We start from the raw sequence: 25892 nt of genomic DNA on the forward strand, positions 1-25892 counted from the left end.
CGCGCGGCGTGCGGTATCCTTGCCGCCCCGATTGCCCGTACCCCCCTGATGTCGACCACCTCCAAACTGCGCCGTGACATCCGCCGGCGACGCGAAACCCAGGCCGCCAACCGCGAAGCCGCGCACGCCTCACCGGTCGAGCCGCATGCCGAACTGCGCGACCAGCAGCGCACGCTGCTGGCTGGCGTGGTGCGCCGCGATGGCGAATGGGTGCTGGGCATGGATGGCCGAATCGCCGGCCAGAGTGAGAGTGCCGCCCAGGTGCTGGCCTTGATCATGCAGGCCGGCGAACTGCACGAACGCAAGGGTACCCCGGTGCGGCTGGTGTACTCAGACGCGCTGCGCGACGCCGCGCAGGCCGAGGCCAATGCGCAGGGGCTCAGTTTCGATGAGTTCAAGGACGCGCTTGCCGCGAAGATGGCGGCCGGCAAGGCCAACTGATCAGGCGTTGCAAGGAGTCCGAAGGTAACGCCGAGCCCTGCTCGGCGCTACCGGATTCCGGGTGTATCGATCAGCGTTGCGCGGGCGCTGCCGGTGCAGCAGGCGCCGCGGCGCTGGCCTGCCAACCGCAGACCTGGCCCTGGTTCTGTTCCTTCAGCCAGGCATTGACCGGGGTGAAGTATTCGATCATCGGGCCCGCATCGAGCTTGTCACCACCGGTGAGTTCCTTCAGCGTTGCCTGCCACGGCTGGCTGGCGCCCTTGCTCAGCATCGACCAGAACTTCTGCCCGGCTTCCTTGTTGCCGTAGAAGCTGCACTCGTGCAGCGGACCCTTGTAGCCGGATGCATCGCACAGGCCCTTGTAGAACTGGAACTGCAGGATGCGCGCAAGGAAGTAGCGCGTGTACGGCGTGTTGCCCGGTACGTGGTACTTGGCGCCCGGGTCGAAGAACTCCTCGCCACGGGTGGTCGGCGGGGCGACGCCCTGGTAACGCGCCTTCAGGTCCCACCAGGCTTTGTTGTAGTTGTCCGGGGTGATCGAGCCATCGAACACGCCCCAGCGCCAGCGGTCGATCATCAGGCCGAACGGCAGGAAGGCCACGCCGGACAGTGCCATGCGCATCTGGTTGTTGATCACCGCTTCGCGGCTCTCTTCGGGCTTGTCGACCAGACCGATGGAATTGAGGTACTTCGGCGTCATCGCCAGCACGATGGTGTCACCGATCGCTTCATGGAAGCCATCGTTGGCACCGCCCTGGAACAGCGGCGGCAGCGGGTTGTAGGCCAGGTCGTAATAGATGTGGCCCAGCTCGTGGTAGATCGTGGTGAAGTTCTCTTCGTTCGGCTTGATGCACATCTTGGTGCGCACATCGCCGTCCATGTTCATGTCCCAGGCGCTGGCATGGCAGACCACGTCGCGGTCCTGCGGCTTGATGAACTGGGTGTTTTCCCAGTAGGACTTCGGTAGCGCCGGCATGCCCAGCGATACGTAGAAGTCCTGCGCGCGTTCGGTCATCTGCCGTGCGGTGCGCAGTTCGGCTTCGCGCTGCGCCTTGTACAGGCCTTCCACGTTGGCGGTGCTGCCGGCCTTGGCCAGCGCGCCGCTGAGGTTGCCCTGGTACTGCTTTTCCAGTGCAGCGGTGATGTCCAGGCTGCCGGCGCCGGGATACGGCTGCAGCTGGTCCCACAGGTTGGACCAGTCCTGCTGCCACATGTTGCCGGTCAGGTGGGCGGCGATCAGCCCATTGCCCACTTCGGCCTTGTCCTTGCCATAGGTGGCGTCCAGCTTGCCGCGTGCATAGCAGTGCAGCTGCTCGTACATCGGCTTGACCTGTTCCCACAGGCGGTCGGTTTCCGGTCCGATCTGCTCTGGCGGCATGTCATAGCCACTGCGCCACATCTGCCCGGCATCGGCGAAGCCCAGGCCCTTGGCGCCTTCGTTCACCAGGCCGACGAACTGCTGGTAGTCGCCACGCATGTTCTTGGTGGTGCCGTGCCAGCCCTGCCACGCATCCAGTTGCTGGTCGTAGTCGCGGCTGCTGGACAGCACCTGTTCCAGGTCGCCGAGCTGGCGGCAGGAGCTCGGATCGTTGGCATCGGTGCAGTACTTGCCAGCGCCATAACTGCCTTCCATGCGGGTGGCGATCTGGGTCAGCTGCGCCAGCTTGGCCGGGTCGCGCGGGGCGGGCATCGAAGACATCAGCTTGAGCAGCTGCAGGGCGCGCCTGCTGTCATCGGACATCGGCTTACCTTCGAACTTCGCTGCCTGTTCGATCCAGCTGTTGAGCTGGGTCAACGAGCGCTCGTTGGCCTTGGCCGCCACGCGCTCGGAATCACTGTTGATATAGGTCGAGGACAACCACTGCGCCGAGGTCATCTCCGGGTACGCGGCCTTGTATTCGGCATTGATGCGGGCCACGAACTGGTCGGCGGTTTCGCCGGCCGGCGCGGTTGCGGTTGCCGATCCGGTGCCCGGGGTGGGCTCCTTCTTGCAGGCGACCAGCGACAGCGTGGCGGCGGCGATTGCCGAAGCCAGCAGGAGATGACGGTGTTTCACGGGTGGTCCTTGGGCGGTGAACGACCGCTGAAGGCTAGTGGGCCGGGCCCGCTGCCGCAAGGGGCAGAGGTCGGGGGGCGCCGGAGGCGCCTGCCGATGATCACCCCTCGCAGGCGGCAAAAAGGTCCCGCTGCGGCGCGTACAGGGCCGTACGTACCTGCATCAATCCGAGCACCGATGAAAACAGCGCATCGTGGTCGGTGTACCGGCCAGCGCGCTGGCGCACGCACTCCAGGTCCAGCCCGCGGTTGCGCGCGAACGAAGGCGAGAACCACATCGTCATCGGGACATGGGTCTGCTCTTCCGGCGCGATTGCGTACGGAATCCCATGCAGGAACAGGCCTTTCTCGCCCAGCGATTCCCCGTGGTCGGACACGTAGATCATCGCCGTGTCGTAGTCTTCCATGCCCTGCAGCGTACCAATGGCCTGGGCAAGCACGTGGTCGGTGTACAGCAGCGCATTGTCGTAGCTGTTGGCGATCTGGTCGCGGGTGCAACGTCCCAGGTCGACGGTATCGCAGGTAGGGGTGAAGCGGCGGAAGCGCGGCGGATAGCGCTCGAAGTAGGCCGGGCCGTGGTTGCCCAGCTGATGCAGCACGATGACCCGGTCACCGGGTTTCGCGCGCGCCTGTGCGGGAAGGTCCTGCAGCAGGATCTCGTCCAGGCAGCGCCCGTTGGCGCAAAGCCCCGGCGTGGTTGCATCGGCCAGTGACTGCAACGGCAGCCCTTCGCAGACGCCTTTGCAGCCGGACTGGTTGTCGCGCCACAGTACGTCGATGCCGGCGTGGTCCAGTACATGCAGCAGTGATTGGTGCGCACGGATCTTCTTCTCGTCATAGTCGCCACGTCCCCAGGGCGAGAACATGCAGGGCACCGACACTTCGGTGCTGGTACCGCAGGAATGCATGTCGGGGAAGTTGATCACCGGCTTCTGCGCCAGCTCCGGGGTGGTCTGGCGGCTGCCGCCATTCAGGCCCCAGTTCTGCGCACGCGCGGTTTCGCCGAGGACGACCAGCAGCAGCCGCGGCCTGCTGCCCGACGCGTGGTGCATGGCCTGTGCATCGACGCCAATCGGCAGTTTGGGCGCGCGCTGCACCGGGTTGTCGCCGCGCAGCGCACGGGGCAAGCCCAGCAGCACGTTGGCCGGGGTCGCCAGGTAACGCACTTCACGCTGGCTGCGCATCAAGGCGGAGATCTCCTGGAACGACAGCAATGCGCCGCCCACTGCAACGCCGGCTGCAAGCAGCAGGAAGCCTGCGCGCCACGACAGCGCGCCCGTCCAGCGTCGGTCGGTGAGCTGCAGGCGCCAGACCGCAAGCGTGGGCACCAGCCCCAGCAGCAACGGACCGGCCAGCGACGCGGTCAGCAGTTCGCTGCTTTCGCGGCGGTCGGTGGCCAGCACGTTGCGCAGCATGTCCGCATCCAGGTAGATGTGGTAACGGCCCATGTAGTGGGAGGCCAGCATCGTCAGCATCAGCAGCGTGCTGACCACCACCTTGGCATTCCAGCGCCAGACCAGCAGGCCAAGCAGGAAGGCATGCGTGCCCAGCAGCAGGAGCAGCAGCGACAGCGCATAGCGGAGGCTGCCGGGATGGGTGGCCATCGCGCTGTTCCAGAACAGCCCATTGCCGGCGATGGCGAAGAACAGGCTGGCCAGCGCAATCAGCGCCTCGGTGGAGAGCCGCGGCCGGCCTTGCAGCCAGGCGACGGCGGGCAGGCGCAGGGTGCGAGCGACGGTGGCGCTCATGCGCGCGCTCCCGCCGGGCGTGCGAGCGGGCGCCGCAGATAGCCGTTCAGGAGTGCGTAAAGGCCCAGCGACAGCAGCCAGCACACGATCAGGGTGGCGACGTCGTGCGACATGAAATGCGCGCCACGAAGCTGCTGGGCAAGCCCCAGCGCCATGCCGGCGAGCAGCCCGATGGCCAGTCCGCGCCAGCGCCATGCCGGTCGCCAGAGCAGCGCGAAGAAGTACAGGCTGACCCACGCATAGCCCGCACTGGCCTGGCCGGCGGGAAAGCAGGCAGCGGCGGGCAGGACGGCGGGGCGGGCCTGCAGCAGGCCGACGAACGGGCGCTCGCCTCCGTAACGCACAAGGTCCCAGGGGCAATCCATGTGGGTAAGCGATTTCAGCAGCGATACCGCGCCGGTGCCCAGCGCGATGGCCAGCAGCAGATACAACAGCGCCCAGCGCAGGCGGCGATCCTCGCCACGGCGCCACTGGTACAAGCACAGCATCAGTGCCGTAAGCGTGGCGGCGACGCTGAGCCACTTGCCCCCCTTGTGCATCAGCGTGCTGGTCATCCACGCTTCGCGCAGCAGCCATTGGTGGCCTTCCAGTGCGAAGATGCGATCGGCGATCCACTGGTCGCCGCCCAGCACCAGCACGCTGGAAAGCAGGGATGCGGCGATCAAAGGCAACCAGAGATGGCGTGCAGTGAATCCGCTGCCTGCGGTCTGCCGAACGCGTGGGAGTGGATATGCGGGAACAGCGGTGCGGTGCATGGTCAAGGCCATCTGAGGATCTGCGGCCATGCTAGGGAGCATGCTGTCGGAGAAAAATCGGAGCCCCGTTCGCCTTTGGTTAAAGCGCGAATGCGTGGCGCTTTCGATCATTCTTCGGCGTTGCTGGCACCGCTCATCGCTGCATGACAGTCGCCGGACCATGCGGTTCCCGGCACCAGTTGCCACCGGTTGCGGTTGGAGATGCCGATGTCGATGACCTGCGCGGTATCCACGCAGGGGCTCATCGCCGCATCCAGCACCAGCAGCCAGCGTGCCTGCGGTGCAGCAGCAAGCCAGCGGCCCGCATCACGCCACTGCAGGTCCCACGGTCGCTTGAAGCCGAACTCGCGTGCCGGTCGGTCGGCCTGCAGCAGGTTCTGTTCGCGCCATGCCAGCAGGCCCAGTTCTGCCTGCGGTCCGATACGCTCCCCCGCGCGCTGCATCAGCTCCGAAGCGGAGGCGTAGGGGTCCACCGCGGGCAGCAGCAGCACGCCGTACACGCACCACAGCAGGCTGTGGATGAACAACACCAGCAATGCTGCGCGGCGTTGCCGCAGCCATGCACACATGCCGAGCACAGCGGCTCCCAGGGCAAGCAGGCTCCCGCCCAGCACGGGCAGCAGACCGATCGGCATCGCACGCCGTTCCAGTTGCGCCAGCGCCCAGGGCGCGCCGTGCAGCAGCAGGGCGCCGACTGTGAATGACAGCAGCCCCAGCGCGATGCTGTAGGCCAGAAGGTAGCGACGCACACTCATCCGGCGCAGCAGGCCGGGCAACAGCGGGGCACTGGCCAGTGCCAGCGCCGGCAACATCGGCAGCACGTAGACCTCGCGCTTGCCTGCGCTGATGGTGAAGAACAGCAGCACCAGCGCGGCCCAGCCCAGCAGCAGCCAGAAGCGTGCATCGGTACGACGCAGCCGCCGCCACCACGGCCGCGCCAGCCAGGGCAGCAGCAGACTGCCGGGCAGCCACAGCGTCAGCATCACCTGCAGGTAGTACCAGGCAGGTTGCAGGTGATGCCAGGCATGGGCGTAACGCGTGGCCGTCTGCTTGAACAGCAACTCGTGCGCATAGGCCTGCAGGGCTGGGTCGGGATGGTGCAGCAGGGCCCAACCCAGCGGCGCCAGCCAGACGGCGGTGCCGAGCAGGAAAGCGGGAATGAGCCACGCCAGCGTCGCCGGGGCCGGGCCAGGCGCGTCCCGGCAGTGCCTGCGCCGGTACTGCAGCCGCCACGCCCACCACGGCAGCACGATCAGCAGGGGCAGGAAACCGACCCCCTTGGTGACCGTGCCCACCCCGGCGGCGATGCCGGCCAGCCACAGTGCGGGCAGGTTGGGACGTTCGCACAGGTGCCGCAGCAGGCCCCACAACGACGCGGTGGTCATCGCCACCAGCACCATGTCGATCTGCGCGCGCTTGGCCATCAGGCCGAACTGCAGACTGCAGAACAGGGCCGCCATGGCATAGGGCGCCAACCGCGGCGACCACAGCCGACGTGCCAGGTCAGCCACCAGCCACAGGCTGAGCAGGGCGGCCAGCAGGGAGGGCAGCAGGAAGCTGCCCTTCCAGTCCAGCAACTGGTGCGCCGCGGCCTGCATCCACATGTACACCGGTGGTTTTTCGGCATAGAACTCGCTGCCCCGGTGTGGCACCAGCCACTGGCCGGAGTCGACCATGGCACGCGCGGCCAGCACGAACCGTGGCTCGTCCGGCGGTTGTGGCAGGCGCATGCCGATTCCGGCAGCCAGCGCGACCACGGCCAGCAGCCAGAGCAGGGGCAAGCGCCAGCGCGCGCGGGGGGAGGAAGGCAGGGCCAAAGGGGGGCGTCCGGGTAAAGCCGGACTATCCACCCGGGCGCGTGGGAAAATCGTCGGAAGCGCGGGGGCACGGGATTCCGACACCGGCGGCGCTACCATGCAGGGAATTACGGGATGGGTACGCGCATGCGTCTGCTGGTGATCGAAGACAATCGGCAACTGGTCGCCAACCTGTTCGACTACTTCGAGTCGCGCGGGCATGTGCTGGACGTAGCGCCGGACGGCATCACCGGGCTGCACCTGGCCACCACGCAGGTCTACGACGCGCTGATCCTGGACTGGATGCTGCCGCGCATGGAGGGCCCTGAGGTACTGCGTCGCCTGCGCGCCGAACATGCCTCGGAAGTGCCGGTGATCATGCTGACGGCCCGCGATGAACTGCCCGACAAGATCGCCGGCTTCCGCGCCGGCGCCGATGACTACCTGACCAAGCCCTTCGCATTGCCCGAGCTGGAAGTCCGGCTGGACGCGCTGCTGTTGCGCGCGCAGGGGCGCAACCCACGCAAACGCCTGCAGGTGGCCGACCTGGTGCTGGACCTGGCCACGCTGGAAGCCCAGCGTGCAGGCCAGGTGCTGCACCTGTATCCGGCCTGCCGCAAACTGCTGGAGGTCCTGATGCGTGCCAGTCCCGCCGCCGTGACGCGGCAGCAGCTGGAGTTCGCGCTGTGGGGCGATGAACCGCCGGATGGGGACCTGCTCAGATCCCATGTCTACGAACTGCGCCGCAGCGTGGACGGACCTTTCGCGCGCAAGCTGGTGCACACCCTGCCGCGCGTAGGCTATCGCTTGGCCGTGCAGGAAGGAGAGGCCACCGATGGCCGCTAGGCCCGCCCCCCTGTATCGGCGCGTGCTGGGCTGGCTGCTGACCTACCTTGCGCTGATTTCGCTGGCGGTGTTCGGCGTGGGCAACAACGTGCATGAACATGCCGAACACGCGGCGTGGCGCGCGCTGCTGAACTCCGAGCTGGACAGCATCATCCTGCACAGCAAAGATGATCCGGACTACCGCTGGCAGGATTCGGACACGCTCAGCCTGTTCCGTCTGGACCAGCCGGGCACCCCGGCAACGCTGCGCGGACTGCACCCCGGGCTGCATGACGGCATTCCGATCGGCGAGCGCAAGGCAGCAGTGATGGTGCGGCAGACCGACACCATGGGCCGGCTGGCACTGGCCCTGGATATCTCCGACTTCGAAGCGCTGGAGCAGTTCGCCACGCGCTGGGTGCTGCTGGCCGGGCTGGTGATGGTGATCGTCACGGTGATCATGGCGCGCCTGGGCATGCAGCGGGTGGTACGCCCGTTGAGCCAGCTGGCCGGCGATATCGCCGCGCTGAAGCCGGGGGCGCCGGGGCAGCGCATCGTCGTGGATCCGCGTGGAAGCGCCGAGCTGCATACCATTGCCAATTCCCTCAACGATTACCTGGCGCGCAACGAGCAGTTCGTCGAGCGCGAACGGGTGTTCATCAGCACCGCCAGCCATGAGCTGCGTACGCCGGTGGCGGTGATCACCGGGGCGGCCGAGCTGGCGCTGGAACAGCCTGGCCTGCCCGAGCGCGCGCGCCAGCAGGTGCTGCGCGTGCAACGCACCGCCGGCGACATGGAGGCACTGATCGAACTGCTGCTGGTGCTGGCGCGCGATCCGGCGCGGCTCGCCGCGCGTGCCGAGCGCATCGCGCTGGACCAGCTGTTGCCACAGATCATCGACGACCATCGCCACCTGCTGGGCGACAAAGACCTCACCGTCGGCCTGCGGGCTGCGCCGGTCGACCTGGTGGCGCCGCTTGCGGTAGTGCAGGCGGCGATCGGCAACCTGTTGCGCAACGCCATCGAAAACAGCGGGCGGGGGAACATCCAGCTGGAACTCTCTTCCGGCGGCGTGCTGACCCTGCGCGATCCCGGGCACGGCATGAGCCCGGAGGAGATCGCCGCGATCCACGCGAGGATGGCGCGCGGGTTGCGCAACGAACACGGCGGCATCGGCCTGGAGCTGGTCGCACGCCTGTGCGAACACCTGGGCTGGACGCTGCGGTTCGAACCGGTGAAGCCGCGCGGCACCCTGGCCACGCTGGATGTCGGTGCCTCGCGCCTGCAGTGAGGCGCTCGCGCAGTGGCGACCTCGGTCGGCCCCCGCACCGCTACTCACGCTGCAGGGCCGATGGTAAGCTCAGCGGGTGCCGCCTCCTGCGGCATTTTTTTCGCCCGTCACTTTTCGATCGACAGAGGACCGCATGCCGACCGAACCTGCTACCGCCCTGATCTCCAGCGACATCGTCGGCCTGGGGCTCATCGCCGCCACCCTTGCGCTCATTTTCTGGGCAGCCAGTGGTCCCACGCCACTGCTGAAGAAAATCTTCGCGTGGGTGCCCGCCTTGCTGCTGTGCTATTTCATCCCGGCCATCTACAACACCGTCGGACTGATCGATGGCCATGGCACCGCGCTGTACAACCCGGTCGCGCGCGATGTACTGCTGCCGGCAGCGCTGGTGTTGCTGACCCTGTCCATCGACCTCAAGGGCATCGCCAAGCTGGGTCCGAAGCTGCTGCTGGTGTTCTGCGCAGGCACGGCCGGCATCATGCTGGGTGCGATCGTCTCCTTCCAGGTGATGAAGCTGATCCATCCGGAGACGGTGGCCGGTGATACCTGGGCGGGCATGGCCGCGCTGGCCGGCAGCTGGATCGGCGGCGGCGCCAACATGGTGGCGATGCGCGAGGTCTTCGGCACCGATGCCACCACCTTCGGCCAGTTCGCGGTGGTGGACGTGGCCTGCGCCAGCCTGTGGATGGCGATCCTGCTGTTCCTGGCCAACCGCTCGCAGCAGATCGATGCGCGCAACGGCGCCGACACCCGCGCCATCGATGAAATGAAAGCGCGCATCAGTGCCTACGAGGCGCAGAACGCGCGCATTCCCAGCCTGACCGACCTGATGGTGATCGTCGGCGTGGCGCTGGGTGGGGTGGGGCTGGCGCATGCCATCGCCACGCCGTTGGCGGGCTGGTTCAAGGCCAACGTGGCCTGGTCCAGCCAGTTCAGCCTGGACAGCCCGTTCGTGTGGGTGGTGCTGCTGTCCACGGCGCTGGGGTTGGCCCTGAGCTTCACCCGCGCGCGCCGGCTTGAATCTGCCGGTGCCTCGCGCCTGGGCACGGTGTTCCTGTATTTCCTGATTGCCTGCATCGGCATGCAGATGGACCTGCTGTCGCTGCTGGATCGTCCGTGGTTGTTCCTGCTGGGCCTGATCTGGATGGCCACCCATGTGCTGGTTCTGTGGATCGTGGCCAAGTTGCTGCGCGCGCCGCTGTTCTTCTTCGGCGTCGGTTCGATGGGCAACATCGGTGCGGCGGCATCGGCACCGGTGGTCGCTGCCGCATTCCATCCTTCGCTGGCACCTGTGGGCGTGCTGCTGGGGACGGTGGGTTATGCCACCGGCACCGGCCTTGCGTACGTCACCGGCCTGATCCTGAAATGGATGGCCGGGGCATGAAAAAACGGCGGGGCCGAAGCCCCGCCGTTTTCGCCTGACTCAGCAGCAGCGTCCGCCGTTCCTGCCGCCATAACGCGCTTCCTGGCGCTCGCGGAAGAACGTCTTGTAGTCCATCGGCGTGCGGTCCGGATGGTTCTCCAGTACATGCCGGACGTAGTTGTCGTAGTCCGGGATGCCGCAGCACAGCCGCGCGGTCTGCACCAGGCGTCGCCAGATGCGGCGATGGGCCTGGTGCTGGCCGACCGGTACCAGTTCGGTACTCATCACAGGTCCGCCATCTGGTGCGGCAGCAGCTTCACGTACTCGGTTTCCTTGTCCGTGCGCTGCGGCGTGCGGCGTGCGGCCGCGATGGTCTTCAGCGAATAGAACAGGATCGAGAACACCACCAGCAGGAACAGCACGGTCAGGCTCGTGTTGACGTAGGCGTTGACCACGATCTGCTGCATCTGCCCAACGGTCTTGGCCGGGGCGGTGAGGGTACCGCTGGCGATGGCGTCCTGATACTTGTGGGCCTGGGCCAGGAAACCCTGCGCCGGGTTGCTGTCGAAGATCTTGATCAGCCCGGCGTAGGTGGTGCAGATCAGCAGCCACACCGCAGGCACGGCGGTGACCCAGGCGTAGCGGTCCCGCTTCATCTTGAACAGCACCACGGTGCCCAGCATCAGCGCGATACCGGCGAGCATCTGGTTGGAGATGCCGAACAGCGGCCACAGGGTCTGGATGCCGCCAAACGGATCGACCACGCCGGAATACAGCAGGTATCCCCAGAGCGCGACGCAGCCGGCGGTGGCCAGGATGTTGGCGGTCCACGATTCGGTCTTCTTCAGCGCCGGGATGAAGTTGCCCAGCAGGTCCTGCAGCATGAAGCGACCGGCACGGGTGCCGGCATCGACCGCGGTGAGGATGAACAGCGCCTCGAACAGGATGGCGAAGTGGTACCAGAACGCCATCATCGCATCGCCGGCACTGGGGATCGCTTCGTGCAGGATCATCGCGATGCCCACGGCCAGGGTCGGCGCGCCACCTGCTCGATGGAGGATGGTCGGCTCGCCGATGGCCACCGCGGTGGCTTCCAGCTGCTCCGGGGTGATGGTGAAGCCCCAGTTGGTGGTGATGTAGTGCGCCGCCGACACCGCATCGGCACCGATCACCGAGGCCGGGCTGTTCATGGCGAAGTAGATGCCGGGCTCGATGATCGAGGCGGCGACCAGTGCCATCACCGCGACGAAGGATTCCATCAGCATGCCGCCGTAGCCGATGTAGCGCGCGTGCGCTTCATTGGCCAGCAGCTTGGGCGTGGTGCCCGAGGCGATCAACGCATGGAAGCCGGACACCGCACCGCAGGCGATGGTGATGAACAGGAACGGGAACATCCCGCCCTTCCACACCGGGCCGTCGCCGCTGGCGGCGAACTGGGTCAGCGCGGGCATCTTCAGTTCGGGCATGACGATCAGGATGCCGACCGCCAGCGCGATGATGGTGCCGATCTTGAGGAAGGTGGACAGGTAGTCACGCGGCGCCAGCAGCAGCCACACCGGCAGCACCGAAGCGATGAAACCGTAGCCGATCAGCATCCAGGTGATCTGCTTGGCGGTGAAGGTGAAGGCCGGGCCCCAGACCGGATCGGCCGCGACGATGCCGCCGAACCAGATCGAGCCGAGCAGCAGGATCAGGCCGACCACCGAGATCTCGCCGATCTTGCCGGGACGGATGTAGCGCATGTACACGCCCATGAAGATCGCGATGGGCATCGTGGCGATCACCGTGAACATGCCCCACGGGCTCTCCGCCAGCGCCTTGACCACCACCATCGCCAGTACGGCCAGGATGATGATCATGATCAGGAACGCACCGAACAGCGCAATGGTGCCGGGAACAGGCCCCATTTCCTCGCGCACCAGGTCACCCAGCGAACGGCCGTTGCGGCGGCTGGACAGCACCAGCACCATGAAATCCTGCACCGCACCGGCCAGCACCACGCCGACCACCAGCCACAGCAGGCCGGGCAGGTAACCCATCTGCGCGGCCAGCACCGGGCCGACCAGTGGACCGGCGCCGGCGATGGCAGCGAAATGGTGACCGAACAGGACGTGCTTGTTGGTCGGGACGTAGTCCAGGCCATCGTTGTTGAGCACCGCCGGCGTGGCCCGGGTGGGGTCCAGCTGCAGCACCTTGCTGGCCACGAACAGGCCGTAGAAGCGGTAGGCAATCAGGTAGATGGAGACCGCGGCAACCACGATCCACAAGGCGTTGATCGGTTCACCGCGGCGCAGTGCCACGGTGCCCAGACAGAATGCGCCGAGCAGTGCGAGCAGTGCCCAGCCCAGCTTTGAGAAGCCTTTCATGAGGTGAACTCTCCCTTAAGAACATCACAAGGGTCCGCCTTGCCCAGTGTTGGGTCAATGCAGACAGGGTGTTTCCCAGCTAGTACTTTGGTCGTAACGCGGTCACGGCGGCTCCCCGGCCGTGGCGGGCACCGCTGGAACAATGGGTTGCGGTGCGAGGGCTTGGCGCTGCCGCCGACAGCCGCCATCTTGCGGATAGACACTTTGCTGGAGTTTCCATGAGCACCCAGATCGCGGCCCGCGTGCTGCGCACCATCGAAGGCGCGCCCACGTCCGACGGCGCCGGCGTCCGCCTGACCCGCGTGATAGGCGGTTCGGCCCTGCCGGACCTGGATCCCTTCCTGCTGCTGGATGAATTCGGCACCGACAAGGCCGAAGACTATCTGGCCGGCTTCCCCAGCCATCCGCACCGCGGCTTCGAAACGGTTACCTACATGCTCGACGGGCGCATGCGGCACAAGGACAACCACGGCAACGAAGGCCTGCTTACGCCGGGCAGCGTGCAGTGGATGACTGCTGGCCGTGGGCTGGTGCATTCAGAGATGCCCGAGCAGGAAAGTGGCCGCATGCGCGGCTTCCAGCTGTGGGTGAACCTGCCGGCGCGCGACAAGATGACCGCGCCGAAGTACCAGGAGTTCGCCCCGGACCGCATCCCGCAGGTCACCCCGGCGGCCGGCGTCAGCGTCAAGATCATCGCCGGTGAGGTCGGCGGCACCGCCGGGCCGATCATCCAGCCGGCCACCGATCCGGTGTATCTGGACATCACCCTGGACGCCGGCGCGGCGTGGGACTACGTGCTGCCCGATGGCCACAACGTGTTCGCCTATGTGTTCGAAGGCGAGCTGCAGATCGGCGTGGCAGATGAGGCGCGGCCGGTGGCGGCGCAGCAGATGGCGGTGCTGGGCGGTGGCAATGCGTTGCACCTCGCCGCTGGCAGCAGTGGTGCGCGGCTGATCCTGGTCGCCGGTCGCCCGCTGCGCGAGCCGGTGATGCGGCACGGCCCGTTCGTCATGAATACCCGGCAGGAGCTGATGCAGGCCTTCGTGGACTTCCAGGAGGGCCGTTTCTGAGGCCGCCGTGGCGTTGGGCCGGTCGTCCACCGGCCCCGCCAACACGGGGCGCATGATCAGCGACCGGCGGCCACGGCTGCCGGATTGAGGTTCATGCTGCGGATCATCTGCTGCAGGCCGGCGCGCTCTTCGCTGTCGCCGGGATACAGCGCCAGCTGCGCATAGCGGTTCTTGTCGATCTTCACCACGCTGACGCGGCGGTCGGCGAAGCCCGGGGGTTCCTGGCCGCCGAGGTCGGGCAGGTACCAGTAGAGTTCTTCGCCGGCGAAGCTGTCCTTTTCCTGGCGCAACGCGCGCGGGAAGCGCAGCTCCGGATCATTCCCCGTCAGCATCAGGCTCATCACTTCGCGGCCGTCGCTGGTGGTGGCGCGGCACACCAGGAAATCGCCGGTGGCCTGCTCCTGCCATTGCAGGTTGCTGGCGGCCGGCAGCGACGGACACTTGGGTGCGCTTTGCGCTTGGGCGGTAACGGCGATGGCGCACAGGCACAGCAATATGGCAGCAGAGACGGTTTTCATGCAGTTCCCCCAGAGGCGTTCAAGTCGACGGCACCGCCAGCGGCGGGCCGGCGTGGTCGCCGTTGCGACCTGGCATCCATCCCCGGATGCCGCGTCGGCCCGCCAGCCCAGCTGGCGGGTATGCCCTGACCTTAACGGAACGTGAGCAACTGCACAAATCGCGGTTTCATCGGTAACCAAATTCCGGCGCTGTGCATGGCAGGCGAAGCCTTGGCGCCTCAGTCGCGAGCACTGCCCAGCCACTTGTAGATCATGCCGCCGATCAACCCACCCAACAGTGGCGCTACCCAGAACAACCACAGCTGCGAGACGGCCCCGCTGCCGGCGAACAGCGCCACCGCCGTGGAGCGGGCCGGGTTCACCGACGTGTTGGTGACCGGGATGCTGATCAGGTGGATCAGGGTCAGGGCCAGGCCGATCGCCAGCGGGGCGAATCCTGTGGGCGCGCGGCCATGGGTGGCGCCCATGATGACCACCAGGAACGCGGCGGTGAGCACCACCTCGCAGAGGAAGGCGGCGGCCGCGCTGTAGCCGCCGGGCGAGAGTGCGCCATAGCCGTTGCTGGCGAAAGCGCCTGCCTGTCCGGGCATGATGCTGAAAGCCGGGCTGCCCTTGGCGATCTGCAGCAGGATGAAGCCGGCCAGCAGGCCGCCCAGCACCTGGGCGATCACATACGGGCCCAGATCCCTGCCGGCGAAGCGGCCACCGGCCCACAGGCCGATGCTCACGGCCGGATTGAAGTGTGCGCCTGAGACGTGGCCGAACGCGTACGCCCCGGTCAGCACGGTCAGCCCGAAGGCCAGCGCGACGCCGAGAAAGCCGATGCCGAGTGGATTGCCATCGCCGCCGAAGTTCGCGGCCAGGACTGCGCTGCCGCAGCCCCCCAGGACCAACCAGAACGTGCCGAGGAACTCGGCAGCAAGACGCTTGCCCATGCTCATCGCAGCAGCCTCCATTGGGGTCCCGGCGGTGCCGGGACGCCGCCATTTACGTGTCAGGGCAGTGAAGGCGATGTCAATGCGCGATGAAGGATCACCTGGCCGGCAGCGGGATGAACTCCTGTGCGTCGCCGGGGATGGTGCCGAAGCGGCCGTTTTCCCAGTCGTGCTTGGCCTGCTCGATTCGCTCCTGGGAGCTGGAGACGAAGTTCCACCACAGATGGCGCGGTGCATCCAGCGGCTCGCCGCCCATCAGCATCGCCTTGACCGGCGTCTTCGCGCGAAGTCGGCCGCGGGCGCCTTCGGCCGGGATGATCAGGTGCTGGGCGGGAACATCCACGCCGTCCAGCTGGGCCTGTCCTTCCAGGATGTACAGCGAGCGTTCGCGGTGGCCGGTGTCGATGTCGATCTCCGCATCCGGGTCCAGGTCGATGGCCACGTTGAGCGTATCGGCGAACACCTTGACCGGGGATTCTTCGCCGTAGGCGCGGCCGGCGATCACCCGCAGCCAGGCGCCATTGCGGCGTTGCTGGGGCAGGGTGGCGGCACTGTGGTGGTGGAAGGCCGGTTCAACTTCCTCGTACTGCTTGGGCAGCGCGATCCAGGTCTGCATGCCGTGCAGCGGATGGCCGTGTTCGCGTTCTGGCGGCGGCGTGCGTTCGGAATGCGAGATGCCACGGCCGGCGGTCATCCAGTTGACATCGCCGGGGCGGATCACCTGGTCCGAACCGAGGCTGTCGCGGTGGCCGATGGCGCCGGCCCACAGGAAGGTCACCGTGGCCAGGCCGATATGCGGATGCGGACGCACGTCGATGCCGGTGCCGGCATCGAGCAGGGCCGGGCCCATCTGGTCGACGAACACGAACGGGCCGACGCTGCGCGCCTGCAGGGACGGCACGGCGCGGCGTACTTCCAGCCCGCCGATGTCGTGCACGCGGGGGGCGATGATGGTGGTCATGCGGGCGATCTCGCTGGCGGGGACAGGGGCGCAGGATCGCACGGGCTGCGGGGCAGGGGATGCCCCGAATGGGCAACAGGCTGTTGCGCGGTGCGCACGGGTGGGACCCCTCGCGGGTGGCTGTTGCGAAAAGCGGACTCCGTGTCTGGAGCCGGGCGGTGGGGCTGGGCGGGGGACGGCAAAAACCGCATCCATGCGGGCCTCGTTTCGCGCCATCCATGGCGCTCAACGCCCCTGTCAGGTCCCGGTGGCCGCCACCCGCGTAAGAAAAAAAAGCGGTAGCGCCGACGCATGGTCGGCGGAAACCGTCAGACCCCATTTCCCCCACAATCCGCCGACCATGGGTCGGCGCTACCAGGGCAACCACAGCCACCCCGCCCCGCCAGCAAGCGCCCTGCAGCCTTTGACGTTGATCTTGACGTTGCTTGAAGAGCAGTCGCCGGGCGCAGCCCGGCACACACACAACCTCAGCGCAGGGCATCCAGCAACCGATCGGCATCGCCATCATTGGCGGCCGCGGGCACCTGCAAGAGCCGCGCCAGCAGCGGATACACATCCACGTTGTCGAACGGCGCGATTACCTTGCCCTGCTTGAACGAGGGGCCGCGCGCGATGAACACCGCACGCATCGACGGCAGCGCATTGTCATAGCCGTGCGAGCCCCGATCCTGGTAGCTGCGGCGCGCGATGCTCTGGCGGCTGAGCGCATCCCAGCCCTCGTCCATCTGGCAGATGATCGACGGAATGCGCGGGTTGCTGCCGTAGTGCCAGCGTGCCGGCAGGTCCTGCTTCTTCCAGCACTGGTAGTGCGCGTGGCGGCCGAGCAGTGCACGTTCGGCGGCGGCCTGCTGCCCTTCCACCGGCTCGAAACCGATCGACTGGCCCGTGCTGATGTTGCGTGCCAGCCGCGGGTCCACCATGTCTTCGGTGGCGACCACCTGGCCCGGCGCCACCGCTGCCATGCCGTGGTCGGAGACCACCACCACGTTGGTGTCCGCGCTCAATCCATGCTGCTGCAGGCCATCCAGCAGGCGTCCCACCACGGCATCGGCCTGCTTGACCGCTGCGGTGTACTGTATCGAATCCGGACCATGCCGATGGCCGGCCTTGTCGACGGTTTCCAGATACAGCGTGGCCAGCCGCGGTGCAGCGGCGTCGGTCTGCCGCAGCCACCCCAGTACGCTGTCGGCGCGGGCTTCCGGTGCGATGCTTTCATCGTAGCGGCGCCATTGGCTGGGCCGGATGCCCTTGATTTCCGCTTCGCTGCCCGGCCAGGACCAGGTAGCCGTGCGTACCCCGGCCTGCTCGGCGCTGACCCAGATCGGCTCGCCGCCCCACCACTCCACCCGCGTCACCGTCTCGGCCTCGCTCAGCTTGAAGCGGCCCAGTTCGGCTACGTCCATGCTGTTGTGGATGATGCCGTGATGGTCCGGACGCAGGCCGGTGACCAGGGTGTAATGGTTGGGGAAGGTCAGCGAGGGATACGACGGGGTCATCCATTTCGCGCGTACCCCGCCGTCGATGATGCGCTGCAGGTTCGGCGTGATGCCGCGGTCCAGCGCATCGGCGCGCAGGCCATCGATGGATACCAGCAGCAGCTTGTGCGCGGGCTTTTCCTGCGCCACGGCCGGGGGCGTGGTGGGCACGGTGGAATGGGGCGGGGCGGTGGTACAGGCAGCCAGCGGCAGGACAGCGGCCAGCATCCAGGCAAAGGGGCGTCGAGTCATCACGTCATTCTAAGGCGAGGCGATGACGCACCCAAGACACCCCATGTCACTGGCGTACGAACAACGCGCCATCCCCCTGTTCCAGGCGCAGCAGCGCGGCCTTGGTTTCCAGCCCGCCGCCGAAGCCGGTCAGCGCGCCATTGCGGCCGATCACCCGATGGCAGGGCAGCACGATCGGCAGCGGATTGCGCCCGTTGGCCGCGCCCACTGCGCGGGTGGCGGTGGGCTGGCCAAGCAGGGTCGCCAGCTGCAGGTAGCTCCATGTCTGGCCGAATGGAATGTCGGCCAGCGCGTTCCAGACGCGCAGCTGGAACGGCGTGCCGCGGGGTGCCAGCGGCAGGTCGAAGTGGGTGCGCTCGCCGTGCAGGTAGGCCAGCAACTGCTCGCGTGCATCGTGCACGGTGGCCGGGTTGTGTATCCAGTGCCCGCGCCCCTTGGCATCGTGGCGGTTCTGCGGGAACAGGATGTGGGCGATGCCGTGCGCATCACCGGCCACGGTCAGTTCGCCGATCGGACTATCAAAACGATCGTAGTGCAGGGTCATGACGGAACTCCGGTAAACGGGGTGGACAGATGCCACAGGTGCAGCACGGCATACGCCCGCCACGGACGCCATGGCTGCGAGCGCTGCTCGGCCTGGCGCTCGGTCAGGCGTTTTTCCGGTGTGCCGAGCATCTGCTGCAGCACCAGGTCGCCGGCCGGGAAGGCATCGGGCTGGCCGAGCGCGCGCAGCGCGATGTACTGCGCGGTCCACGCGCCGATCCCGGGCAACGCCACGCAGCGCTGTACGAATTCCTGCAACTGCTGGCCGGCGTTGAAATCCAGCTCACCGGCATCGCAGGCGCGTGCCAGGGCGCGCAGGGTCGCCGCGCGCGTACGCGGCAGGCCGATCGACTCCAAGGGGGCGTCGGCAAGCTGTGCAGGCTTCGGGAACAGCCGGTCCAGCCCCTCCGGCATGCCCGGCAGCACCTGCCCGTACGCCTGCACCAGACGCCGTGCCAGCGTGGTCGCCGCGGCCACGCTGACCTGTTGCCCCAGCACAGCGCGCACCGCCACTTCAAAGCCTTCCCAGCCGCCCGGCACGCGCAGCCCCGGCCGCAGCGCGATGCCCTGCGCAAGCAGGGGGTCGCCCTGCAGGGTGGCGTGTACCTGGCGCAGGTCGGCATCCAGGTCGAACATATGCCGTACCCGCCGCACAACCTGCGGAATCTGCCGCGGGTCTACGCCGTCCAGCTGCAGCACCAGCTCGCTGCGGCGTGCGTCGGCATGCACCCGCAGCAGCGCGGGGCGCTCGGCCGGACCGATGACGCGTGCATAGCCGTCCTCTTCGATGCGCTCGATGCCGGGGATCATGCGCCGGCGCAGGAACTGCAGCATCAGCCCGAAATCAAGCGGCGGCCGGTAGCCCAATCGCAGGCGCAGGCCCTCGCCGGTCCGGGTTGCCACGCCGGGCAGCCGGCGGATGGCGCTGGGTGGCATGCCGCAGCCGGCCAGGAAGGCGTCGTTGAATCGGCGCAGGCTGTTGAAGCCTGCAGCGAGCGCGACATCGGTGACCGGCAGGCGGGTTTCGGTCAGCAGCTGCTTGGCCTGCAGCAGGCGCTGGGTGGTATGCAGCTGCAGCGGCGTCACGCCCAGCGCGGCCACGAACACGCGCTGCAGCTGGCGCGCGCCGACGCCGACCCGTTCGGCCAGCGCGGCCACGCTGGCGTCCTGCAAGAAGCCTGCGTGGATCAGATCGAGCGCGCGACGGACCGTCTCTTGTTCCAGTACCTGCTGGGCGGCGGGCGACAACTCCGGGCGGCAGCGCAGGCATGGCCGGTAGCCGGCGGCGGCGGCGGCCGCTGCGTTGGGGTAGTAGCGGACGTTGGACGGCTTCGGCGGCGGGGCCGGGCACACCGGCCGGCAATAGATGCCGGTGCTGCGCACGGCGGTGAAGAACGAGCCGTCAAAACGCGCGTCGCGCGCCAGACGGGCGCGTTCGCAGGTGGCAGTGTCAAGGGCGACGGTCGGGGACATGGCCACAGTCTAGGCCGCAGGGCAGGGCAGGGCTCGCCATTTTCGGACATGAATGCCAGTGGCGGGTGCCGATTCAGGAAGCGTTGTCGTCACACGCGGCGCAGGCTCTAGACTGGGGTCGTGTCCCCTTCCCGGTTCCAAGGTTCATGTCGCCCAGATGGTGCCTGCCCCTGCTATGCCTCGCCCTCGCTTCGTGCAGCAAGCTGGAGAACCCCGGCAACGTCACCGCCAATGAAGCGGCGACGCGCGCGCCCGGCGCCGATGGCGACCACATGGTATCGATCAACGTGGCCGACGCCCCACGCCCTGTCGCCCCGCCTGCCGAGCGTACCGATCGTGCATGGCCGACGGCATCACTGGAAAACGGCGAGGCCTGGATCAGCTGCAGCACTGACTACGCCAGCGAGGGTGACGGCGTAGCGCTGCCTGGCCTTGCGCGGGCCGATATGGAGCAGGCGTTGCAGCCCTGCGTGGAGCGTGGCCTGCTGCGCGTCCGCTACAGCGGCAAGATCAACCCGGGATTTGCCGAACTGAGCTGGCGGCTGGCCGTGGTGGCCGAACAACTCGGCATCCACAAGCGCATCCTGGACCTGGATTCCAGCGGCGGCCAGGTGGAGTCGGCGATCGTGGCCGGCGATGGCATCGGCGAATCGAACTGGACCATCTGGGTGCGCGAAGGGTCGATCTGCCACAGCGCCTGTGTGTTCGTGCTGGCGGCCGGTGACAATCGCCTGGTATCAGGCAAGGTCGGGATCCATCGCATGATGCGGATCAGTTCGAAGGCCACCTCGCGCGCCGAACTCAACCGCGAACTGCACGAGGTGTACGACAACGTAAAGGACTACCTGCAGCGCAACGGCGTGGCGGTGGGCGTGGCCGACCTGATGATGACCGTGCCCAACCGCAGCCTGCGCCTGCTCAGTGCCGACGAACTGCGCCAGTACGGCCTGGACGGCACCAATGCGGTGCAGGACGATCTGGAGCGGATCAAGCAGATGCGGGCCTGCGGCGATGACTTCGTGCGCCGCAAGGATGCCTTCCTGGTGGCCTTCGACCAGCAGTGCAAACGCGAAGGCGCGGAACTGGATGCAGTCAACAGCTGTGGCCAGGCACTGAAGAAAGACTACGGTTTCCCCGATGAGGTGTGCCCCTCGGACAGCCCTTTGTCGGAGATCGATGTGGCGACCCTGCCCCCCGCGCCGGGAGCTTCCCCGGCTGCCGACGATGGCGCACAGGGAAGCCTGGGGATGGATGCTTCCACGGCCGCAGGACTACAGCCCGTGGACGCGCCACCGGAGTCGTGAAGCCGCATCCCGAAGCTGGCGTAGACTGCGGGCACTTCTCCTGAACAGGTAGTGTCCGATGAAGCGTTCGTTGATGGTGTTGTCCCTGCTGCTGCCGTTCACCGCAGGGGCGCAGCAGCCCCAGCCGGCCGCGCAGCCGGCGCCGCGACCTGCCGCTGCGCCTGCCACGCCGGCTGCCGCACCGGCCGCCGCACGGCCGGGCACGCCGACCCAGCAGCTCACCCCGGCCCAGCAGGCCCAGCTGGACAAGCAGAATGCCGAAATGAGTGCTGCCGCCCTGCAGGCCGTTCGCCTGGTCGATGGCGGACAGGCCGCACAGCTGTGGGATGGCGCCTCGTCGGTGGCACGCAAGGCGGTTGCCCGCGATGCGTTCGCCAAGCAGGTCGCCGCTGATCGCGCCCGACTGGGTGCGCTGGTCGGCAGGGGCCAGCCGAGCATCAGCCGGGTCCGCTTCAATGCCGGTGCGGCGGTGCCTGAAGGTCTGTACCTCAACGTGACCTACCCCACGCGGTTCGAGAAGAGCGCCCAGCCGGTACGCGAACTGGTCAGCTTCCGTCTGGATGAGGACCGCGTCTGGCGTCTCGCCGGCTACAGCGTCCGCGCGCCGGGGACCTGAGCGATGGCCATCGAACTGCAGATGCTGGCCTGGGCCGGTGTGCTCGGGCTGGCGCAGGTGATGCTGGCTGCTGCGGCGATCACCCGCGAGCGTGGCACGCAATGGAACGCCTCGGCCCGCGATGGCCAGGCGCCGCCGCCCGGGCTGCTGGCGGGGCGCCTGCAACGGGCGCAGGCCAACTTCCTGGAAACCTTCGCGGTGTTCGCCGCCGCCGCCATCGCGGTGGTGGTGGCGGGCAGGCAGGACAGCAGTACGGCGTTGGCGGTGCAGCTGTATTTCTGGGCGCGACTGGCCTATGTGCCGCTGTATGCGGCCGGCATCCCCTACGTGCGCAGCCTGGCATGGCTGGTGTCGCTGGCTGGCATTTTGATGCTGTTGTGGGCGCTGTTGTGAACCGTCACCGCAGCACCTGATCCAGATCAAGGCCCCGCGCGTGCCCGCATCGCTATGCTGCTGCTGGACATGAAATCGCGGGGAAGCAGCATGCAGGTGACCGATGTGGTGGTGGTGGGCGCAGGCCCGGCCGGACTCTGCTTCGCCCGCGCGCTGGCAGGCAGTGGACTGCAGGTCACGGTGGTGGAGCCGCAGCCGCGCCAGGCGCTGGCGGACGCAGCGTTCGACGGCCGCGAAATCGCCCTGACCCATGCCTCGCGCCGGGTCCTGCAGGACCTGCAGCTATGGCAACGGCTGCCTGCCGCGGACATCGCCGAACTGCGGGACGCGCGGGTGCTGGATGGGCGCTCGCCGTTCGCGCTGACCTTCGCCAGCGACCGACGCGGCGGCGACCCGCTGGGCTGGCTGGTGCCCAACCACCTCATCCGCCGCGCGGCGTGGGACGCCGTCCATGACCAGCCGGGCCTGGAGCTGCGTGACGGACGCAAGGTACAGGGCGTGCGTGCGGTCGACGGTGGCCAGCAAGTGCTGCTCGACGACGGCAGCACCGTGCAGGCACGACTGCTCGTGGCGGCTGACAGCCGGTTCTCTTCCACCCGGCGCATGCTGGGGATCGGTGCGCGCCTGCAGGACTTCGGCAAAACGATGCTGGTATGCCGGATGCAGGTCGAGCGCGACCACCACCACACGGCGTGGGAATGGTTCGGCTATGGCCGCACCATGGCCCTGCTGCCGCTCAACGACGGTCTGGCATCGGCGGTGGTCACCCTGCCGCCGCGGCAGGCCGAGGCGCTGCTGGCGATGGACGGTGCCGCGTTCGGTGAAGCGGTCAGCGGGTTCTTCGAACACCGGCTGGGCCACATGCACCCGGTCACCACGCCGCAGGCGTATCCGCTGGTGGGCGTGTATGCCGAACGCTTCATCGCCGCCGGTGCGGCGCTGATCGGTGATGCGGCCGTTGGCATGCATCCGGTGACCGCGCACGGGTTCAACCTGGGCCTGGCCAGCCAGCGGCGGCTTGCCCGGCTGGTCGTCGCGCAACAGGCGCGGGGGGCGGACATCGCCGATGCACGCATGCTCGCGCGCTACCAGCGCGAGCACCGGCTGGCTTCCCGCGCGCTGTACGAGGCCACCAACGCCATCGCCCGGGTCTACACCGATGATCGCGTGCCGGCGCGGCTGCTGCGCGCGGCCGGGCTGCGCATCGCGCAGGGCGTGCGCCCGTTCCGCCGGCTGATCGCCCACCGGCTTACCCAGCCGGTGGCCGGGTAGGAGCCGGCCAGGGACCCGGCAGCGCCGGGATTACCCGGCTTCGGGTGGCAGCGCCAGCACGCGGATCACGCTGTCATTGAATTCCACCTGCTGGCCCGCGCGGATCTTGCAGGCCTTGCGCAGTTCGACGGCCCCATCGACCAGCACCAGGCCCTCGCTGATGGCCATCTTGGCTTCGCCGCCACTGCTGACCAGGTCGGTCAGCTTGAGCAGCTGCTTCAGCTCGACGTACTCGCCGTCGAGGTCGAATTCAAGGATCTGCATGGGGTATTCCCGGAATGAATGGCGCCCATTGTGAGGCAGGCGCGGGGCCCACGCACCGGTCCGGGGGGCGGCCAGAGGGACAGCGATGACACGCCGTGCACGTCGTTCATGCAAGGTGCTGTAAGCTATGCACTCGAAAAAGCGCCGGGGCACGCGTCAGAAGGGCGCCCTAAGCGCAAAATACCCCCCTTTTTTCGCCTGCCACGTTCGTGGCAGTGCCTTCGGAGTTCCCCATGTCCCAAGATACCCAGGCGCCGCTGCAGTTCGCGCAGCTCGGCCTTTCCGAGCCCGTGATGCAGGCGGTTGCCGCCGTCGGTTACGAAACCCCCTCGCCGATCCAGGCCGCCACCATCCCGGCGATGCTGGAAGGCCGCGACGTGCTGGGCCAGGCCCAGACCGGCACCGGCAAGACCGCTGCGTTCGCCCTGCCGGTACTGTCCAACATCGACCTGCAGCAGAGCAAGCCGCAGGCCCTGGTGCTGGCGCCGACCCGCGAACTGGCGATCCAGGTCGCCGAGGCCTTCCAGACCTATTCGTCGAAGATCGCCGGCTTCCGCGTGCTGCCGGTGTATGGCGGCCAGCCGTATGCCACCCAGTTGTCCGCGCTGCGTCGTGGCGTGCACATCGTGGTGGGCACCCCCGGCCGCGTCATCGACCATCTGAACCGCGGCACGCTGGACCTGTCCGAGCTGAAGACGCTGGTGCTGGACGAAGCCGATGAAATGCTGCGCATGGGCTTCATCGACGACGTCGAAGCGGTGCTGAAGAAGCTGCCGGAGAAGCGCCAGGTGGCGTTGTTCTCGGCCACCATGCCGCCGGCCATCCGTCGCATCGCCCAGACCTACCTGAAGGATCCGGCCGAAGTCACCATCGTCAACAAGACGACCACCTCGGCGAACATCCGCCAGCGTTACTGGTGGGTGAGCGGCATGCACAAGCTGGATGCGCTGACCCGGATCCTGGAAGTCGAGCCGTTCGATGCGATGATCATCTTCGCCCGCACCAAGGCCGGCACCGAAGAGCTGGCCGGCAAGCTGCAGGCCCGCGGCCTGGCCGCCGCCGCCATCAACGGCGACATGCAGCAGGCCCAGCGTGAGCGCACCATCGCCATGCTGAAGGAAGGCAAGCTGGACATCCTCGTCGCCACCGACGTGGCCGCGCGTGGCCTGGACGTGGAACGCATCAGCCACGTGCTGAACTACGACATCCCGTACGACACCGAAAGCTATGTGCACCGCATCGGCCGTACCGGCCGTGCCGGCCGCAGCGGTGAGGCGATCCTGTTCGCCACCCCGCGCGAGAAGGGCATGCTGCGCCAGATCGAGCGCGCCACCCGCCAGCCGATCGAAGAGATGCAGCTGCCCAGCGTGGAAGCGGTCAACGACAACCGCGTCAACAAGTTCACCGCGCGCATCAGCGAAACGCTGGGCCAGGGCGGCCTGGACTTCTACCGGCAGCTGCTGGAGCGCTTCGAAGGCGAGAACAACGTGCCGGCGATCGACATCGCGGCCGCGCTGGCCAAGATGATGCAGGGTGACACCCCGTTCCTGCTGCAGCCGCCGGTGCGTGCGCCGCGCGAAGAGCGTGCCCCGCGCGAGCGGTTCGAGCGCACCGACCGTCCGGAGCGGAATGATCGCTTCGATCGCGGCGAGCGCCCGAAGTTCGACCGCGCCCCGCGCGCCGAAGGCGAAGGTTTCCAGGAGCGTCCGCGTCGTGAGATGCCGCCGCGCGGTGCACCGGAGCAGGGCATGGAAACCTTCCGCATCGAAGTGGGCCACCAGCATGGCGTGAAGCCGGCCAACATCGTCGGCGCCATCGCCAACGAAGCCGGCCTGGAAAGCCGCTTCATCGGTCGCATCGACATCCACGACGGTTTCTCGGTGCTCGACCTGCCGATCGACATGCCGCAGGACGTGCTGACCCACCTGAAGAAAGTCTGGGTGTCCGGCCAGCAGCTCAACATGCGCCGCGTGGAGCCGGGCGAGGACATCAGCCAGGCACCACGTGCGCCGTCCAAGCCGCGCTTCGACAAGGGCGGTCCGCGCCGCAGCGGTCCGGGTGGTCCGGGTGCGCCGGGTGGCAGTGATCGTCCGCCGCGTCGCGAAGGCTTCAAGCCGCGTGGTCCGCGCAACGTCTGATCCGCGCATGATCCGATGAATGCAACGCCAGCCTCCGG

Annotated in this window: 23 protein-coding genes; 10 read left to right on the forward strand and 13 right to left on the reverse strand. The window is 67.6% G+C overall.

The features are described from left to right. Positions 1–48 precede the first annotated feature (48 nt). A complete protein-coding gene (locus CXG43_RS10485) occupies positions 49–441 on the forward strand; it encodes a hypothetical protein (RefSeq protein WP_101099914.1) in 393 nt (130 codons plus the stop codon). A gap of 70 nt (positions 442–511) precedes the next feature. Here CXG43_RS10485 and CXG43_RS10490 read toward each other — a convergent pair whose 3' ends face one another. The 4 genes from CXG43_RS10490 to CXG43_RS10505 form a co-directional block, all read right to left on the reverse strand. Beyond that, positions 512–2497, reverse strand: a complete 1986-nt coding sequence (locus CXG43_RS10490; protein ID WP_101099915.1) for a M2 family metallopeptidase — start codon at positions 2495–2497, stop codon at positions 512–514. 100 nt (positions 2498–2597) lie between these two features. Further along, positions 2598–4244, reverse strand: a complete 1647-nt coding sequence (locus CXG43_RS10495; RefSeq protein ID WP_101099916.1) for a phosphoethanolamine--lipid A transferase — start codon at positions 4242–4244, stop codon at positions 2598–2600. Then, positions 4241–4879 carry a phosphatase PAP2 family protein gene (locus CXG43_RS10500; protein WP_101100112.1) on the reverse strand — a complete coding sequence of 213 codons (639 nt, stop codon included), beginning with the start codon at positions 4877–4879 and terminating at the stop codon, positions 4241–4243. The genes CXG43_RS10495 and CXG43_RS10500 overlap by 4 nt, the downstream gene beginning before the upstream one ends. 227 nt (positions 4880–5106) lie before the next feature. Continuing rightward, positions 5107–6729 carry a glycosyltransferase family 39 protein gene (locus tag CXG43_RS10505; RefSeq protein ID WP_232767752.1) on the reverse strand — a complete coding sequence of 541 codons (1623 nt, stop codon included), beginning with the start codon at positions 6727–6729 and terminating at the stop codon, positions 5107–5109. 213 nt (positions 6730–6942) lie between these two features. On the opposite strand from CXG43_RS10505, the gene CXG43_RS10510 reads away from it, so the two are divergent. The 3 genes from CXG43_RS10510 (at position 6943) to CXG43_RS10520 (ending at position 10295) form a co-directional block, all read left to right on the forward strand. Continuing rightward, entirely contained in the window at positions 6943–7641 is a 699-nt protein-coding gene (locus CXG43_RS10510; protein ID WP_101100113.1) for a response regulator transcription factor, read from the forward strand. Continuing rightward, positions 7631–8911, forward strand: coding sequence for a HAMP domain-containing sensor histidine kinase (locus tag CXG43_RS10515; protein ID WP_101099918.1), 1281 nt, complete (start codon positions 7631–7633; stop codon positions 8909–8911). Before CXG43_RS10510 ends, CXG43_RS10515 begins: the two co-directional genes overlap by 11 nt. Before the next feature lie 133 nt (positions 8912–9044). Further along, the gene (locus tag CXG43_RS10520) at positions 9045–10295 is read left to right on the forward strand and encodes a DUF819 family protein (RefSeq protein ID WP_101099919.1); all 1251 of its coding nucleotides are present in this window, start codon (positions 9045–9047) and stop codon (positions 10293–10295) included. A gap of 39 nt (positions 10296–10334) precedes the next feature. Here the strand turns inward: CXG43_RS10520 and CXG43_RS10525 are convergent, their stop codons facing one another. Both CXG43_RS10525 and CXG43_RS10530 read right to left on the reverse strand, forming a co-directional pair. Then, a complete protein-coding gene (locus CXG43_RS10525; protein WP_057509146.1) occupies positions 10335–10559 on the reverse strand; it encodes a CstA-like transporter-associated (seleno)protein in 225 nt (74 codons plus the stop codon). Beyond that, positions 10559–12640 (reverse strand): carbon starvation CstA family protein, encoded by a 2082-nt coding sequence (locus tag CXG43_RS10530; protein ID WP_101099920.1) that lies wholly within the window; start codon positions 12638–12640, stop codon positions 10559–10561. Before CXG43_RS10530 ends, CXG43_RS10525 begins: the two co-directional genes overlap by 1 nt. A gap of 218 nt (positions 12641–12858) precedes the next feature. Here CXG43_RS10530 and CXG43_RS10535 point away from each other — a divergent pair, with 218 nt between their 5' ends. Further along, the gene (locus tag CXG43_RS10535; RefSeq protein WP_101099921.1) at positions 12859–13710 is read left to right on the forward strand and encodes a pirin family protein; all 852 of its coding nucleotides are present in this window, start codon (positions 12859–12861) and stop codon (positions 13708–13710) included. 56 nt (positions 13711–13766) lie between these two features. Here the strand turns inward: CXG43_RS10535 and CXG43_RS10540 are convergent, their stop codons facing one another. The 6 genes from CXG43_RS10540 to CXG43_RS10565 form a co-directional block, all read right to left on the reverse strand. Beyond that, positions 13767–14228, reverse strand: a complete 462-nt coding sequence (locus tag CXG43_RS10540; RefSeq protein ID WP_101099922.1) for a hypothetical protein — start codon at positions 14226–14228, stop codon at positions 13767–13769. 218 nt (positions 14229–14446) lie between these two features. Then, a complete protein-coding gene (gene aqpZ, locus CXG43_RS10545) occupies positions 14447–15169 on the reverse strand; it encodes an aquaporin Z (protein WP_101099923.1) in 723 nt (240 codons plus the stop codon). Between the two features lie 91 nt (positions 15170–15260). Beyond that, positions 15261–16124 (reverse strand): pirin family protein, encoded by an 864-nt coding sequence (locus CXG43_RS10550; protein ID WP_101099924.1) that lies wholly within the window; start codon positions 16122–16124, stop codon positions 15261–15263. A gap of 467 nt (positions 16125–16591) precedes the next feature. Further along, positions 16592–17851, reverse strand: a complete 1260-nt coding sequence (locus CXG43_RS10555; protein WP_101099925.1) for an ectonucleotide pyrophosphatase/phosphodiesterase — start codon at positions 17849–17851, stop codon at positions 16592–16594. 46 nt (positions 17852–17897) lie between these two features. Further along, positions 17898–18395 (reverse strand): methylated-DNA--[protein]-cysteine S-methyltransferase, encoded by a 498-nt coding sequence (locus CXG43_RS10560; RefSeq protein WP_101099926.1) that lies wholly within the window; start codon positions 18393–18395, stop codon positions 17898–17900. Beyond that, positions 18392–19867: an AlkA N-terminal domain-containing protein gene (locus tag CXG43_RS10565; RefSeq protein WP_101099927.1), complete on the reverse strand. Its 1476-nt coding sequence runs from the start codon at positions 19865–19867 to the stop codon at positions 18392–18394. The genes CXG43_RS10560 and CXG43_RS10565 overlap by 4 nt, the downstream gene beginning before the upstream one ends. 146 nt (positions 19868–20013) lie before the next feature. Here CXG43_RS10565 and CXG43_RS10570 point away from each other — a divergent pair, with 146 nt between their 5' ends. From CXG43_RS10570 to ubiM, 4 genes are all read left to right on the forward strand, one after another. Beyond that, positions 20014–21171: a hypothetical protein gene (locus CXG43_RS10570; RefSeq protein ID WP_332870926.1), complete on the forward strand. Its 1158-nt coding sequence runs from the start codon at positions 20014–20016 to the stop codon at positions 21169–21171. Positions 21172–21229: 58 nt separating this feature from the next. Further along, the gene (locus CXG43_RS10575) at positions 21230–21787 is read left to right on the forward strand and encodes a DUF4019 domain-containing protein (RefSeq protein ID WP_101099928.1); all 558 of its coding nucleotides are present in this window, start codon (positions 21230–21232) and stop codon (positions 21785–21787) included. Between the two features lie 3 nt (positions 21788–21790). Then, on the forward strand, positions 21791–22180 hold the full coding sequence (locus tag CXG43_RS10580) for an MAPEG family protein (protein ID WP_101099929.1): 390 nt from the start codon (positions 21791–21793) through the stop codon (positions 22178–22180). A 90-nt stretch (positions 22181–22270) separates the two neighbouring features. Beyond that, entirely contained in the window at positions 22271–23452 is a 1182-nt protein-coding gene (gene ubiM, locus CXG43_RS10585) for a 5-demethoxyubiquinol-8 5-hydroxylase UbiM (RefSeq protein ID WP_101100114.1), read from the forward strand. A 30-nt stretch (positions 23453–23482) separates the two neighbouring features. Here ubiM and CXG43_RS10590 read toward each other — a convergent pair whose 3' ends face one another. Next, entirely contained in the window at positions 23483–23716 is a 234-nt protein-coding gene (locus CXG43_RS10590) for an RNA-binding S4 domain-containing protein (protein WP_101099930.1), read from the reverse strand. Positions 23717–23949: 233 nt separating this feature from the next. On the opposite strand from CXG43_RS10590, the gene CXG43_RS10595 reads away from it, so the two are divergent. Further along, the gene (locus CXG43_RS10595) at positions 23950–25854 is read left to right on the forward strand and encodes a DEAD/DEAH box helicase (RefSeq protein WP_101099931.1); all 1905 of its coding nucleotides are present in this window, start codon (positions 23950–23952) and stop codon (positions 25852–25854) included. Positions 25855–25892 lie beyond the last annotated feature (38 nt).

The sequence above is a fragment of the Stenotrophomonas sp. Bg11-02 genome (assembly GCF_002836635.1).
GTDB classification, from domain to species: Bacteria; Pseudomonadota; Gammaproteobacteria; order Xanthomonadales; family Xanthomonadaceae; genus Stenotrophomonas; species Stenotrophomonas lacuserhaii.

Bases quoted from the DNA above. Each gene is read 5' to 3' on its own strand.
- CXG43_RS10485 (WP_101099914.1), top strand. From the start codon at position 49: ATGTCGACCACCTCCAAACTGCGCCGTGACATCCGCCGGCGACGCGAA.
- CXG43_RS10495 (WP_101099916.1), bottom strand. From the start codon at position 4,244: ATGAGCGCCACCGTCGCTCGCACCCTGCGCCTGCCCGCCGTCGCCTGG.
- CXG43_RS10505 (WP_232767752.1), bottom strand. From the start codon at position 6,729: ATGCGCCTGCCACAACCGCCGGACGAGCCACGGTTCGTGCTGGCCGCG.
- CXG43_RS10510 (WP_101100113.1), top strand. From the start codon at position 6,943: ATGCGTCTGCTGGTGATCGAAGACAATCGGCAACTGGTCGCCAACCTG.
- CXG43_RS10515 (WP_101099918.1), top strand. From the start codon at position 7,631: ATGGCCGCTAGGCCCGCCCCCCTGTATCGGCGCGTGCTGGGCTGGCTG.
- CXG43_RS10520 (WP_101099919.1), top strand. From the start codon at position 9,045: ATGCCGACCGAACCTGCTACCGCCCTGATCTCCAGCGACATCGTCGGC.
- CXG43_RS10525 (WP_057509146.1), bottom strand. From the start codon at position 10,559: ATGAGTACCGAACTGGTACCGGTCGGCCAGCACCAGGCCCATCGCCGC.
- CXG43_RS10530 (WP_101099920.1), bottom strand. From the start codon at position 12,640: ATGAAAGGCTTCTCAAAGCTGGGCTGGGCACTGCTCGCACTGCTCGGC.
- CXG43_RS10535 (WP_101099921.1), top strand. From the start codon at position 12,859: ATGAGCACCCAGATCGCGGCCCGCGTGCTGCGCACCATCGAAGGCGCG.
- CXG43_RS10540 (WP_101099922.1), bottom strand. From the start codon at position 14,228: ATGAAAACCGTCTCTGCTGCCATATTGCTGTGCCTGTGCGCCATCGCC.
- aqpZ (WP_101099923.1), bottom strand. From the start codon at position 15,169: ATGAGCATGGGCAAGCGTCTTGCTGCCGAGTTCCTCGGCACGTTCTGG.
- CXG43_RS10550 (WP_101099924.1), bottom strand. From the start codon at position 16,124: ATGACCACCATCATCGCCCCCCGCGTGCACGACATCGGCGGGCTGGAA.
- CXG43_RS10555 (WP_101099925.1), bottom strand. From the start codon at position 17,851: ATGACTCGACGCCCCTTTGCCTGGATGCTGGCCGCTGTCCTGCCGCTG.
- CXG43_RS10560 (WP_101099926.1), bottom strand. From the start codon at position 18,395: ATGACCCTGCACTACGATCGTTTTGATAGTCCGATCGGCGAACTGACC.
- CXG43_RS10565 (WP_101099927.1), bottom strand. From the start codon at position 19,867: ATGTCCCCGACCGTCGCCCTTGACACTGCCACCTGCGAACGCGCCCGT.
- CXG43_RS10570 (WP_332870926.1), top strand. From the start codon at position 20,014: ATGTCGCCCAGATGGTGCCTGCCCCTGCTATGCCTCGCCCTCGCTTCG.
- CXG43_RS10575 (WP_101099928.1), top strand. From the start codon at position 21,230: ATGAAGCGTTCGTTGATGGTGTTGTCCCTGCTGCTGCCGTTCACCGCA.
- CXG43_RS10580 (WP_101099929.1), top strand. From the start codon at position 21,791: ATGGCCATCGAACTGCAGATGCTGGCCTGGGCCGGTGTGCTCGGGCTG.
- ubiM (WP_101100114.1), top strand. From the start codon at position 22,271: ATGCAGGTGACCGATGTGGTGGTGGTGGGCGCAGGCCCGGCCGGACTC.
- CXG43_RS10590 (WP_101099930.1), bottom strand. From the start codon at position 23,716: ATGCAGATCCTTGAATTCGACCTCGACGGCGAGTACGTCGAGCTGAAG.
- CXG43_RS10595 (WP_101099931.1), top strand. From the start codon at position 23,950: ATGTCCCAAGATACCCAGGCGCCGCTGCAGTTCGCGCAGCTCGGCCTT.